This is a genomic window from Flavobacterium johnsoniae, from assembly GCF_030388325.1.
In the GTDB taxonomy this organism is placed as follows: Bacteria; Bacteroidota; Bacteroidia; order Flavobacteriales; family Flavobacteriaceae; genus Flavobacterium; species Flavobacterium johnsoniae_C.
Window position 1 is genome coordinate 3,746,548 of record NZ_CP103794.1, and the last position, 13,393, is coordinate 3,759,940.

The 13,393-nt window shown below is 28.9% G+C and carries 14 protein-coding genes; 7 read left to right on the forward strand and 7 right to left on the reverse strand.

Features of this window, described 5'->3' with window-relative positions; translation table 11 throughout:
* Positions 1 to 99: 99 nt before the first annotated feature.
* Both NYQ10_RS16430 and NYQ10_RS16435 read right to left on the reverse strand, forming a co-directional pair.
* Positions 100 to 834: an SDR family oxidoreductase gene (locus NYQ10_RS16430; RefSeq protein ID WP_289877310.1), complete on the reverse strand. Its 735-nt coding sequence runs from the start codon at positions 832 to 834 to the stop codon at positions 100 to 102.
* Positions 835 to 914: 80 nt separating this feature from the next.
* On the reverse strand, positions 915 to 1,484 hold the full coding sequence (locus NYQ10_RS16435; protein ID WP_289877311.1) for a Crp/Fnr family transcriptional regulator: 570 nt from the start codon (positions 1,482 to 1,484) through the stop codon (positions 915 to 917).
* 94 nt (positions 1,485 to 1,578) lie between these two features.
* Between NYQ10_RS16435 and NYQ10_RS16440 the strand changes: the two genes are divergently transcribed.
* On the forward strand, positions 1,579 to 2,166 hold the full coding sequence (locus tag NYQ10_RS16440) for a hypothetical protein (protein ID WP_289877312.1): 588 nt from the start codon (positions 1,579 to 1,581) through the stop codon (positions 2,164 to 2,166).
* 10 nt (positions 2,167 to 2,176) lie between these two features.
* Here the strand turns inward: NYQ10_RS16440 and NYQ10_RS16445 are convergent, their stop codons facing one another.
* Entirely contained in the window at positions 2,177 to 2,572 is a 396-nt protein-coding gene (locus NYQ10_RS16445) for a VOC family protein (protein WP_289877313.1), read from the reverse strand.
* 147 nt (positions 2,573 to 2,719) lie between these two features.
* Between NYQ10_RS16445 and NYQ10_RS16450 the strand changes: the two genes are divergently transcribed.
* The 3 genes from NYQ10_RS16450 to NYQ10_RS16460 are packed head-to-tail and all read left to right on the forward strand — an operon-like array spanning position 2,720 to position 5,190.
* Complete coding sequence (locus tag NYQ10_RS16450; RefSeq protein ID WP_289877314.1) at positions 2,720 to 4,090, forward strand: hypothetical protein; 1,371 nt, start codon at positions 2,720 to 2,722, stop codon at positions 4,088 to 4,090.
* Positions 4,091 to 4,096: 6 nt separating this feature from the next.
* Positions 4,097 to 4,669 carry a hypothetical protein gene (locus tag NYQ10_RS16455; protein WP_289877315.1) on the forward strand — a complete coding sequence of 191 codons (573 nt, stop codon included), beginning with the start codon at positions 4,097 to 4,099 and terminating at the stop codon, positions 4,667 to 4,669.
* Positions 4,670 to 4,677: 8 nt separating this feature from the next.
* Entirely contained in the window at positions 4,678 to 5,190 is a 513-nt protein-coding gene (locus tag NYQ10_RS16460; protein ID WP_289877316.1) for an endonuclease V, read from the forward strand.
* Between the two features lie 30 nt (positions 5,191 to 5,220).
* Here the strand turns inward: NYQ10_RS16460 and NYQ10_RS16465 are convergent, their stop codons facing one another.
* Together NYQ10_RS16465 and NYQ10_RS16470 are read right to left on the reverse strand one after the other, a co-directional pair.
* A complete protein-coding gene (locus NYQ10_RS16465) occupies positions 5,221 to 5,814 on the reverse strand; it encodes a leucine-rich repeat domain-containing protein (RefSeq protein ID WP_289877317.1) in 594 nt (197 codons plus the stop codon).
* A 121-nt stretch (positions 5,815 to 5,935) separates the two neighbouring features.
* On the reverse strand, positions 5,936 to 6,598 hold the full coding sequence (locus tag NYQ10_RS16470) for a DUF3826 domain-containing protein (RefSeq protein WP_289877318.1): 663 nt from the start codon (positions 6,596 to 6,598) through the stop codon (positions 5,936 to 5,938).
* Between the two features lie 304 nt (positions 6,599 to 6,902).
* Here NYQ10_RS16470 and NYQ10_RS16475 point away from each other — a divergent pair, with 304 nt between their 5' ends.
* The 3 genes from NYQ10_RS16475 (at position 6,903) to NYQ10_RS16485 (ending at position 9,647) form a co-directional block, all read left to right on the forward strand.
* Positions 6,903 to 7,937, forward strand: coding sequence for a helix-turn-helix domain-containing protein (locus tag NYQ10_RS16475; protein WP_289877319.1), 1,035 nt, complete (start codon positions 6,903 to 6,905; stop codon positions 7,935 to 7,937).
* A gap of 97 nt (positions 7,938 to 8,034) precedes the next feature.
* Complete coding sequence (locus NYQ10_RS16480; RefSeq protein WP_289877320.1) at positions 8,035 to 8,496, forward strand: nuclear transport factor 2 family protein; 462 nt, start codon at positions 8,035 to 8,037, stop codon at positions 8,494 to 8,496.
* 14 nt (positions 8,497 to 8,510) lie between these two features.
* Complete coding sequence (locus tag NYQ10_RS16485) at positions 8,511 to 9,647, forward strand: nuclear transport factor 2 family protein (protein WP_289877321.1); 1,137 nt, start codon at positions 8,511 to 8,513, stop codon at positions 9,645 to 9,647.
* A gap of 330 nt (positions 9,648 to 9,977) precedes the next feature.
* On the opposite strand, the gene NYQ10_RS16490 is transcribed toward NYQ10_RS16485, so the two are convergent.
* A complete protein-coding gene (locus NYQ10_RS16490) occupies positions 9,978 to 12,647 on the reverse strand; it encodes a carboxypeptidase-like regulatory domain-containing protein (protein ID WP_289877322.1) in 2,670 nt (889 codons plus the stop codon).
* Positions 12,648 to 12,696: 49 nt separating this feature from the next.
* Positions 12,697 to 13,365 (reverse strand): GLPGLI family protein, encoded by a 669-nt coding sequence (locus tag NYQ10_RS16495; RefSeq protein ID WP_289877323.1) that lies wholly within the window; start codon positions 13,363 to 13,365, stop codon positions 12,697 to 12,699.
* Between the last annotated feature and the right edge of the window lie 28 nt (positions 13,366 to 13,393).

The window sequence follows — 13,393 nt, forward strand, 5'->3', positions numbered from 1 at the left end:
ACTAAATTAACTCTTTTCTTTAAAATGGAACGTTATTTAAATGCTAAAACCCTCAAAAATTAAAAATCATGAGGGTTTCGAGTTTTTTATTTTTAATTTTTACCAAGGACTTTCTTCGCTTTCGTTTTCTATATCTGGGCTGTAGAATTTTCCTGTTGGTCCTTTTTCATCTAAAGTATGTTTAATGATGAAACTTGCTGCGCTTTCTACACTCGCAGGTCCGCTATGATGGTTAAAATCAGTTGCGGTATAACCCGGATCGATTGCATTTACTTTAAAACCTAAATCTTTTAATTCATGCGCCAAAGTGATAGTAAAAGCATTTAAAGCTGTTTTTGAAGAAACATAAGAAACTGCTTTAAAAGCATAATATTTCCATGTTGGATCACTGTGTAAAGTCAAAGAACCTAAACCAGAAGTAATATTACTGATTCTTGGATTATCTGATTTTTTTAATAGCTCAATAAATGCTTGCGTTACTCTAATTACTCCAAAAAAATTGGTATCAAAAACATTCTGAATATTTGCCACAGAAGTTGTAGACGAATCTTGCGGAACATCGCCTAAAATTCCAGCATTATTAATTAAAATATCTAATTTGCCTTGCTCCTTTTCGACAATATTTTTCGCTTCTAAAACACTTTCATCATTTGTAACATCAATTTGAATGGCTTTAATGTTTTGAAATCCTTTTTGATTTAAATCTTTTACAACTTCTTCGCCTTTTGCAAGATCACGACTTCCTAAATAAACTAAAAATCCTTTTTCTGAAAGTTGTTTTGCTGTTTCTAAACCTATGCTTCTATTTGCGCCTGTAATTAATACTGAATCCATTTTTTATTGTTTTAAATTATTGAAGCAAAGTTGCGTAGATAAAAACCAAAAACATTTGCCATATGGCAAAAAGCGATTTTTTAGCGAATATTTTTTCTAATTCTGCTCAAAGAAGATTGCGTAATTCCTAAATAAGAAGCCAAATAAGAAAGTGGCACGCGATTGATTACATTTGGAAACATCTCCATAAAAGACAAATAACGCGTTGTGGCATCCTCCGAAACCAGCGGACTTCTTCTGGCAACTTTCTGCATTAAAGCTTTCGAGATTATTTTATGAACGATTGTGTCCCAACCAATTATCGTGTCTAATAATTCTTGCCAATCTTTTTTAGAAAAAACAATCATTTTACAATCTGTAACTGCCTGTACATATGCCGAAGAACAAATATTATTATCGAAACTTTCTAAATCTACAACCAGATTATTTTCGTCTATAAAGTATTTTGTGATTTCTTCGCCTTTATTGTTGTAATAACAAACTCTGAGAATTCCTTCTAAAATAAAACCAACTTCAACAGAAACCTTTCCTGCTTCAGAAAAATAAGCCTCTTTACGAATTTCTCTTTCTTGAGCTTTAGATAAAATCAAATTAATTTGCTGCTGATTTAAATTGCCAAATTGCAATATATAATTTACTAATTCTTTCATGCACGAAAGTTAGGAATAAGTTTTTATTGAGAATTTGCCAAATGGCAAAAAATACTGCCGATATATTTATATTAGCAAACTGAAAAACGAAACAATGAAATTAATTCTACAACTTCTATTTATACTTTTTATTAATTTAGGATTTAGCCAAGATTATAGAGAAGCCGCTATAATTTTTAAGGATAGCACTTCTATTGAAGGTTTTGCTGAAATTAAAAATAACGATATCTATTTTAAAGTAAAACAAGAAGATAAAGCAGATAAATGGAGTTATGATTTTGCAAAAGGATTAATTTTTTCAGCTTACGGGTTTTCTGAAAAATATGAGTATGTTGAATTTGAGCATTCAAAACCAAAATTATTACAAGTTGTTGAAGAAGGAAATGTAAACCTTTACAGATATGCAAAAGAGTATTATATGGGCAGAAATTCTAATTTGACAATAGGAAAATTGCCTTCAGATGAAGACAAAGTTTGGGCTATGACTGAAGCGTTATATGTAAAACGTAAAAATGAACCGTATGCAACAGATATTGAATTTAGCTTTAATCTAAGAGCAAAAAAATACTTTGCAGATTGTAAAAAAGTTGTAGAAAGAATCAACACCAAAAAATTTACCAAAAAGAATATCAAAGATATGGTTTTCTTTTATAATGAATATTGTGCTTCAGATGACGAATAATATATTTTAACTACATTCCTGGCCAATATAAAAAATTAAATTTATGTCCGTCAGGATCAGCAAATGTAAAAGTATAGCCTTGTTCGTAATTTTCAGGTTCAGAAACTATTGTTCCGCCTGCTTTTTGTACTATTCCGACCCATTGTTCCACTTCTTCTCTACTTTGAGCAGATAAAGAGAATACAACTTCATTTTCATTTAAAGCATTGGTTAGTTTGCCTTTTATAGCTTTTTCAAGCCTTTTAGCAATAAAGAAATTGATTATGAAATTATTCTCAGCAATAGAAAAACTGACTAATTCATCTGTTTCTTTTCCGTTTTGACTAAATCCTAAGCCAGAATAAAATTCAATTGTTTTTTGTATGCTCTGTACGGCTAGATTTGCCCATATCATTTTCGTTTTCATCTGTATTGGTTTTATGTGAATAGATAGTTTGCTAAAGTTAAGCAATTTAGATTTTAATTGGGTTTTAAAGATATTTCTTATATTAGCTTTTATAGATTTTGATTTTCAAAATCGAAGAAAATAAATAGTAAAACCTTAGATACCAATATGAAGAATACATTACTACTAGCCTTTTTTTTTCTAACATCACTTATATTTGGACAAAAAACAACTTTTACTGTTAAATATTCTGAACAATTAGCTGTTTATCTTTTTATCGAAAATCTTTCTGAACATTATCCTGAAAATGTTTTTAAGACAGAATTTCAAAAATCTAAATACAATACTGAGCATTACAACAAACTAATTTCCAATTTTGACAAACTGATAGTAGATTATAGTTTTCGATTTGATGAATATCCGTATGGCTCAAAAAGAAACATGCAAACGAACGATATTTTGAAAAAAAATCTAATAGAAACAAATAACCTTACTGATTTTAAACTCCGTTCTTCTGGTCTTATTCCCAATCAAACTTTAACTGATTTGTCTTCATGTATTGAAGAATTTACGAATGTTTACAACGAATTGATTTACAATCCGAATAAAGAAAAGTTTGAAAAACAATTAGATGATATCAAAAAATATTCGAGTGAGAATAATATAGCTGGTTATTTTGAAACTGGACTTTTGTTTTACAATTCAAGCTGGGATAACGCAATTCCTTTTGTTGCTGCATTTTATCCTTTGCCCAATTCGAAAGGATTTACTGCTCAAGCTTTTTGCAACAATTTTATTAGTGCCATACAAATCGACTTAAACTCAAATAAAGATTTATTTAGTGTTATGATGCATGAAACGTATCATATTGTTTATGACGAGCAATCATTCGAAGTAAAAGTTGCGATAGATAATTATTTTAAAGAAAATAAATCAAAATGCAGTAATTACGCTTATCAGCTTATGAACGAAGTTTTAGCAACTGCGTTAGGAAATGGTTTTGTATACGAAAAACTAGATGGCAAACCCGATCCTGGAGAATGGTATAATAAAAAATATATCAATCTAATGGCCAAACAGATTTATCCTGTAGTGAAAGAATACATCGATCAGAAAAAGGCAATGGATAAAAACTTTATTGATACTTATATTAGACTTTATGAAGAAAATTTTCCTAATTGGATTGATGAGTTGGATAATATAATGACTTACAGGTATATCCTTTCTGAAAATGAAACTAATCGAAGAAAAATAAACCAATTATTTCGTTATCGCTCGAGAGCAGAATTTGATTCTGAGATTACAGAAAATAGTATCAATAAAATGAAAGATACACCTTTGACTAAAGTGGTAATAATCTCTAAAAACACAACTGAAAAAGTTAAGTTTCTAAAAAATAAATTCCCTGAATTAAAAGAATGGAAACCAAATGCTAGTAAAGAATTTGCTAATAAATTTTTCTTAAGCGACAAAAGCCAATTAATCATTATTAATCAAAAAGAATCTACAATTGAAGCTCTTTTTGAACTTATGAAATAGTTAAATATGAAAATTTTAAAACCATTTTCTTCATTATTTGCTTTAATCCTTACAGGCTGTGTCGGAAATATGAATCCAACAGGAGGAAATTCTACTCCAAATTATCCTTATTTTATTACTACAGAACCAATAATAGTTAAGAAAATTCCCGTTCCTGTAGGAAGCAAATTAGTTTATCAAGAACATTTTTTTGTTGAAGGAAAACAAGATCATAAAATGCGTGAAGAAAAACTCACGACAATTGAATTTCCAGCTGGAAAAGAATTGATTTGGGGTGGCGTTCCTGTGAAATCTATTTATAAATTTTTCAATTCTGAAATGCGAGGTTATACCGTTACGGCAGATTTTACCAAATTGAGTGACGATAAAAAAACGAAGTTTTCTGAATTGTGGCAAAGTTGTAGTAGTGAACTCGGAATTACTATCAAAAGTACCGACGATTGGTCTTTTAACAAAGCAAATATTGCCGATGTAGAAAGTTGTAGCGTTGTGTATCAGCGTTATTTTAAAGACGATACAAAGCAACAATCATTTTTAAACGAAATGTACGCTGAAATGCAGAAAATTAATTCAAAATAAAAACATAAATGCCCAATAAAATCTTAGCTTTTGATGCTTACTACTTTGACGATAAAGCAAAAACTGTTTGTCTAGAATTTGAAAAATGGAACGAAGACAAAAATTTTAAAGTTTACTCTGAAATAATTGATAACGTTGCAGAATATATTCCTGGAGAATTTTACAAAAGAGAATTGCCTTGTATTTTAAGTTTACTTCAACAAATGGATTTATCTGAAATTGAGGTAATTGTAGTTGACGGATTCGTCTATTTAGACGACGAAAAGAAATACGGTTTAGGCGGTTATTTGTATGAGAAATTAAACAAAAAAATCCCGATTATTGGTGTTGCTAAAACAAATTTTGCTTCAATAGAAAAAAACAAAAAAGCATTATTTCGAGGCGACAGCAAAAAACCATTGTACATTACTTCTATCGGAATTGATCTAGAAGAAGCGTTTAGTAAAATTGAAAGTATGCATGGAGAATTTAGATTTCCAACATTATTGAAAGAATTGGATCGATTAACAAAGGAAAATTAATTGTCAAACAATAGAATTTTGCTCTTTATTTTATGGATATATTCTGGTTTTTGGCATTTTTGTTTTTAAAAATTCTAAATCTTCATCTTTATAAATTCCTGTGCCGTTAAAATAAATTTCTTTCAAATTATAAGGAAATAAATTATAGTTTAAATCCGTAAGTCTTGTGTCGCAAAGCCCTAAAAAACTTAAGTTTTTTAGTTGATTCAATGTCTTAGGGATTTTGCTTAATGGACAACTTTCAATTTTAAGCGTTTTTAATTTTTCTAATCGAGAAATAGATTCTGGAATTGTAACGATATCATTTCCTCTAAGCATTAAATACTCCAAAGATTCTATATTAAAAATCCACTCAGGAAAAGTCTTCAATGGGAAATTTAGAACTGAAATTTTCTTAAGTTTTTTGAGATTTCCAATTTCCGCTGGAAGTTCAAAATCATTTAGATAATACGTTGATACAGCGGTTTGTATTTCTAATACTTCTAGATTTATAAACTGAGAAAATATTTCTCCCTTATCCTTCAAACTATAGTTATAAAATATTAAACTGAGTTTTTTACAACTTTCAGGTTTTATTGAAGCTTCAATTAGAGATGTAAATTTTGTTTTTCGAAAGATATTCATATTTAGATGTTTATTTCTTTAATTTCTGAATATGTAGTAAGATAAATTCAAATTTATTGCAGAAATATATAAAAAAAAGCTCTTTAATTTCTTAAAGAGCTTTCTATATATTTTTTAAATCTTACTTTTTTGCATTAGCTTCTTTTTCAGCTTTTATTTTCTTTGTGTAATCTCCATACATCTGGCGCCAGTTGCGACCGTGATTATTCAGATAATTTTCAGCTTGTGTTTTGTAAATTTCAAAAATAGCCGAAATCTCTTTCATGCTTTTATAATCTACAGCTTGCTCGCGAGCTTTTTCCATTAATTTTTGAATTTCTGTGGTTTCAACAGAAGTCATTTCAGGAACAATTGCTTGATAACCTTTCATTGTAAAAGCTACTTTGCCAATTGTATATTTATCTAAAACTAATGCTACTTGCTCTTCATTTAAATCTTTTCTTAAGCCAGTCATTAAACTTTCGTGAACTGTTGAAGGCATTGCAGAATCTGCAATTATTTGTCTATGAAGTTCAGAAAGTGGTTTTCCGTCCAAAGGATTTATTCCCGCTGGAACTGTAGAAGCAGGATGATTATTGTGCCATTCTTTTACAGCTAAAAGATGCGTTGAAACCACTTGCACTAATCTGTTTTCTTTTTCATTATTGTTTAATGACAATGAATTAATCCATTCTTTTGCCTTTGCAGTTTCGTCTTGTTCTGTTTTGGAAGATTGCGCTTTAATTGTGGTATTTATTACTAGAAGCCCTATTAGTAATAAGGTTTTGATATTTTTCTTTTTCATAAAAAGCATATAATATTTTATAGTTATGTTTTTTTTTTGAGTTAAAAATAGAAAATATTATTTGCTTTAAATAAAAATAAGTGTAAAAAATACAATTGTTTTTATTAATTCTAACCTTCATATTAATTAGATGACTACTAAAATTATTCACGAGTGTATTGAATAGAAAACTATTTTTAAGATTTTATTCGACCAATACAGAATAAACTAGAGTAAAATTTTTCTTATATTCGTTTCCATATTGAAAAATTTGAAGATATGATTGCAATTGATAAGTTATCAATTAAACTCAGTACAATACTATATGGAAACAAACCAGTTGCTTTTCTTCCTTAGTGCTTTAGGAGCTTTTAATGGATTTATATTGTCATTTTATTTTGCTGTAAATGCGAGAAATAAAATTTTTTCAAATTACTTTCTATCTTTACTCCTCTTGGTTTTAAGTATTCGGATTATAAAATCTGTTTTCTTTTACTTTAATCCCTCTTTGTCCAACATTTTTATTCAGATTGGACTTTCTGCTTGCTTTCTTATTGGTCCTTTTCTTTTCTTAAGCCTTAAATCATACGCTCAAAATGGAAAAACAAAATGGATACAACATGTAATTCCTTATTTAGGAAGTATAACCATTTTGGGATTTTTTTATCCCTATACACAGCATCAAAAAATCTGGAGTATTTGGATTGTAAAATCTATATATCTTCAATGGTTAGTATATATTATTTTATCCTTTAGATACGTTCGTCCTATTTTTTACAAACTTAAAAACAAAGAAAGTCTAAAGAAAATAGATATTTGGTTTCTTAGTATTTATTTTGGTGTAGTACTAATATGGCTAGCTTATGCTAGCGCAGCTTATACTTCGTATATTGTTGGGGCTTTGTCCTTCACTTTTATTTTATATTTAATTATTATGCTTTTAATTTTTAGAAATAATGATGAAAGTGTTTTTTTTAAGGAAAAGGAAAAATACAAGAATAAAGAAATGGACGCTGAAATCCGCGATCTTATCGGTCAAAAAATAGTAATTATTGAAGAAAAAGAACTTTATCTTAATCCAGATTTCAGTCTTGAAGAAGCAGCAAAAGAATTGAAAATAACCAAGCATTTATTATCTCAGTACATAAATGAAATTTTAGGTAAATCATTTTCAAATCTTATAAAAGAATATAGAATTGAAAAAGCTAAAAAATTATTAGAAACTGAAAAAAACTTAACTTATGAAAGTTTAGGTTATGATAGCGGCTTTACATCAAAATCTACATTTTTTACTGCATTCAAAAAAATAACGGGTCTAACTCCGGCAGAATACCAAAAAGCATATTCAAAAGGAGTTTAATATTATAAATTAAGAGTTCTACTTTATAGATTAAAACCTTTTTAAAATTCGAGGGTTTGATATTTGTCTCATTATTAATAATTTAAAAATTTTAAAAATGAGAAAAGTCTTTTTGTTTATTTCCTTTTATTTTATGTTTTTTACTGCCAATGCACAAGCAATCGATTCTTCTAATGACTTGCTTCTGATTCAAAAAACACTTAATCTATATCTAGACGGACAAGCTACAGGTGATTCGGTAAAAGTGGGTCAATCTTTTCATGCTTCTTGGCAGTTAAAATATTTTGCCGATAATAAGTTAAATATTGTACGCAAATCTGATTACATGAAAGGTTACAAAGCGCCATATGCTAGAGTTGCAAATTGGTCAGGACGAATTATTTCTATTGATATTACAAACAATGTGGCTGCTGCAAAGGTCGAAATTAGTACTTCAAAACTTTTATTTATCGATTATTTTAATCTGATGAAAATAAATCAAGACTGGTTTATTGTAGATAAAATTTCTACTAGAACGCCACATAAAACAGTTGAAGTACCAACAGCTCAGTCGAAATAATAAAACCATAATAAATGAACAATTTTCAGGAAATGAACAAAATACTAGTTCTATTAGTGGTTCATACATTTTTACTTTCGATGAGTTTAAGCGCTCAGAACAAAATCTTGTTTGTAACTTCAAATCAAGATTTTTATGGAAACACAAAAATTCCGACGGCGAATCATTTTGAAGAAATTGTTGTTCCATATGATATCTTTATAAAAGCAGGTTATACAGTTGATTTTATAAGCCCAAAAGGAGGTCCAATTCCGATTGGATATATCAACACATCAGATAGTTTACAGAAGAAATATTTATATAATAGCTGGTTTATGGACAAATTAGAACATTCTAAGAAACCATCTTCGATTATTTCTAGTGATTATGCAGCAATCTTTTACAGCGGTGGCGGTGCCGCGATGTTTGGAGTTGCTGAAGATATTGTAATTCAAAAAATTGCAAGAACAATCTACGGTAATAACGGAGTTATCGCATCTATTTGTCACGGAACGGCAGGGATTGTTTATTTAAAAGATGAAAAAGGAAATTCCCTGTATTCTGGACTAAAAATTACAGGCTATCCAGATGAATTAGAAAATAAGAATGGCGAATATTATAAAGCATTTCCATTTTCGATAAACAATACAATCAAACAAAATAAAGCCCATTTTGTATTTTCTAAAAATGGAGGAGATTCTTTTTATAGCGTTGACGGTAGATTTGTAACGGGACAAGATCCAAGTTCTGGAAGTAAAGTAGCAAATGAAGTTTTGTCCCTTTTGAAAGTCAATTTTAAAGTTCCGAAACCAAAATCAAAAAATGATTTAGAACAAATTACAGATATTCTTAATGATTATATAGAAGGAACTGCTAACGGACAACCAGAAAGACTTCGAAAAGCTTTTCATCCAAATTTTAATCTCTATACAGTTGCAAATGATACCTTGTGGATACGTTCTGGAGAACAATATATTTCTGCTATAAAAGTAGGAGAAAAAGTAAACAGAGTCGGAAAGATTGTTTCAATTGATATAGCAAATGATGCAGCCATCGCTAAAGCAGAAATTGTAATGCCGAATTGGAGAACTTTTACAGATTATTTTTTGATACTAAAATATAAAGGAAACTGGAAAATAGTTCATAAAAGTTATTCCTGGCGAGATATCTAAGATACATAATTTTAAGCAAGATTTTTTTGAAAACCAAATTGTAGAATTTAAGACAAAAAGCTTCGAAATAATTTAATTTTGAAGCTTTTTGATTTTAGTTGCTTAAATATTTCGTATTGTGAATATTCATATATTAGTTCAAATAAATAATTGACTTTATAAGTAAAGATTAATTAAAATTATGAATAAACCTTTTGTATTTATTTTGTTCTTCATTTTTGGCATCCAAGTATTTGTTGGGCAAAGTAAAAATGATTTATCAAATGATTGGGATAAGAATATAAATCTGAATGCTCTAAATAAGCTTAGATTTTGTCTTTGATAGTAATTTTATAATTTATAAGTTACCGAAAATAAAATGGCTCTTGGTAAAATGTAAGTTGCTTGCTCACTAATCATATAATTTGAAAATGAATAGCTGTTTTTCTTTTTAATGTCTAAAACATTATTTACACTAAGTTCAAAACCTAGAGGACTATTTTTTTTCTGATAAAATAGAGAAGTGTTTAGCATATCATAAAAATTGGTTTGATTTGCATTATTAGTGTTTTTCAAACTTTCGTATTCAATATTGAAAGTCCAAAATTTTAGAAAATTGGTTTCAAATTTTGATGTTATAGCATCTGTTTGATATTTAGATTTTGTTAAACCTGAAAACTCACTAAATCCCTTATTGTAACCAATACTAAAATCTGGCCATTTTTTATAAGCTGTTTTAAAAACTAAACCTACATTTTGATTATTCCTTTGATTTATAGTTGAAATATCATTTACAGTCTGCGTATAATTAAGCCATGATAATCGTGTATTTAATTTTAGATTAAATCGATAAATTCGTTTCGAGAAAGAACCATTAAATCCAATATTTGTTTCTGGATTTTCTGTCAAAATAGGCGTTACAAATTGATTTATTCCATCCAACTCAACCTGATCTCGAATTACTTTTATTTTTTTAGAATATGTGAGCATTCCGTCTAAAGTTATACCGCGATATGAATTCATTTTTGAATAACGTAAATTTGCCGAATGATATTTTTCATTTTGTAATAACGCATTTCCTTTATAAACCGAATTATAATATTGTAATGTATATCTATTTGCTAACTGATTAGCTTCGGGAAATTCATTCTGTAATTTGTACGTAAAACTTAAATTTTCTGATTTATTAAATTCATAATCACTATTCCATTGTGGTTGAAAAAGTGTTTTTAAAATTACATAATCTATGTTATTTTGAACTGTTTTCAAATGATACCAATGCAAATATAACCCAGGCTTATTCACCCACTTTCCTATCCTAAATTTGTATTCTAAGCCAATATATGCGTCATTTAGCCTATAATTAATATCATTTCCAAAACCTGCTGAGGCAAAATCATTTATAGAACCATCTGTAAGAATTTGTTGCTCTGAAGTTTTAAAACCTGAAGACTCAAAATTATTACCAACATTAGTATAGAGATGATTGGAGTTATTTATAATCCAATAATGTTTAAAAAGAGCATCAATACTATTTACTTCAGACTTTTTAATTTGGTTAATCGTATAATTTACGTCTTCTTGAAGTGGAATTAATCCTTGTAAAAATGGCTCGCTGGTAAACCATTTATTTTTAGGTGTAATTTTGTCATAAGCTTGATTAATTACAAAAGTAGTAGTATGGTTATCATTGTAATTTTTATGCCATTCTACATATTGCTTTACCGATGAATTATCAGCTTCATTAATCGTTTCAAAAAGATTAGATCCTAAATTTGTAACAGAGTTTAAAGTACTCATTAAATCATTGTTACTGGCTTGATATTGTCCGTTATAGTACCATTTTTCTTTATTCGAAGGAGAATAATCCAACTTTACATTTCCAATACCGAGTACTGATTTGTTATCAGCATTTCTGCTTTTATATTCAAAATCAATACTGCTATTGTTCAAATATTCATTTTTACTTTCTATTCTAGACGCGGTAAAAACTTTAGATAAGATAGCATACCCAGACAAAGCAAACTTTGAAGAAAAATCGTGACTAAAATTAAAAGCTGCAAATTGCGATTTATTCTGTACTACATCTCTATTGTCATTGGTAAATGAATACAAATTACTTAAAGGTTTTCTACCCGAAAGATAACTGCTTACTCCGCCTCCAAAACGCATTAAATCCTCAAACGTAAAAGTGCTTTTACCAACATTATTGGCATCACCGATAAAACTTACATTTGTTTTTGGACTGTAATAAAACAATGCTGCATGGGCTAGGTAAAAACCATTATCTCCTCCGCCAGCCTCAACACCAGATTGAATGTCACCAAAAACAAACTTTTTTTTATCTTCTTTAAGTTTAACATTCATTGCCAAGTCATCACTATCTGAGACTTGCTTCATAAAACCAACTTCGTTAAAATGGTCAATTACTTCAATTTTATCTAATGCATTTGCTGGAATATTCTCAACTGCCAATTTAGAACCGCCTCCAAAAAAAGATTTACCTTCAACCAGCATTTTGGTTACTTTTTTTCCTTGTACCGTAACTATTCCTTTTTTGTCAACCTCGACACCGGGTAGTTTTTCGAGAATTTCTTTCATTTTGCGTTCATTACCGTTTGCAAAACTATTAACATCAAAAACTAAAGTATCTTTTTTAACTACTATTGGTTTAAACTCATGCTTAATCACTATTTCTTTTAAGTCTTCTCCCGAAGGCTTTAATTTAAAGTCGTGAGAGATTTTATCCGAGCCAACTTCTAAAATAAAAACCTCTTCTATAAATCCAATGTACGAAACTGTGATTTCGTATTTTACATTGTTTTCGAGTTCTAGTTTATAGCGCCCTTTATTATCTGTAATCGCAAACTTGAGACTTGCTTTTTCTTGGAGAGGTTTTGCAATAACATTAGTGGACTCTAAGGGTTTATTTGTATCGTCTGAAACTACACCACCAAGATTTTTTGTTTGTGAGAAGGAAACAGAAACTATAAAAAATAAAATTAACGTAATTCTAGACATTTAGCATGATATTTTTCTACAAGCTTGTAAATGCTTTACAAGTTAACAATCAATTAGTATAATTATTTAATTTAGTGTATGCATTAGCAACTTCTTTCTCACTGAGCACATTAATTTTTTCTAATGATTTAATATCAAAATCTTCATCACTCTTCAATTTTATTCTTTTTGCACCAAACACAACATTTCTAACTTGAAGTTCTAAAATCAATCCGGGTAAGTTTCCGTAGCCAATCGGACCGTATGGATAAGGTAATTTAGGGCAATACCAAGCTGTAACAGCATGATTAAAAACTTTATCACCATATGTAACTCTGTAAAGATTAGTTGCTTTATAACATAAATAATTATCTATCAATTTTGTTTCACTAGACAAAATCCAATCCTTTTTTAATTCCTCTTTTGTGTAAATATTCTCTCCTAAAAATTCATTTTGCACTAATAAATTATCTTTTAAATTATAAATAATACCAGAATAATGCGACATTCCAAAAGTAAAACTTTTTATACCCTTACTAATATCACTTTCTAAATTCTCTTTGTTTAAAAATTTAGAACCATTTTCAGTTATAATTAATTGAAAGGTTAATTTATGACATTCGCTCATTGCTTTTTGAAGAATTCCTTTATAAGTTACATTGTTCTCAAACAACCCCTCCTCCTTTTGAATTGCCAAACCATATTCGATAATAGTGTTTTTACCCTGGAGAATTAGCAAAAAAAGGAATTAATGCTAATAAAATAAT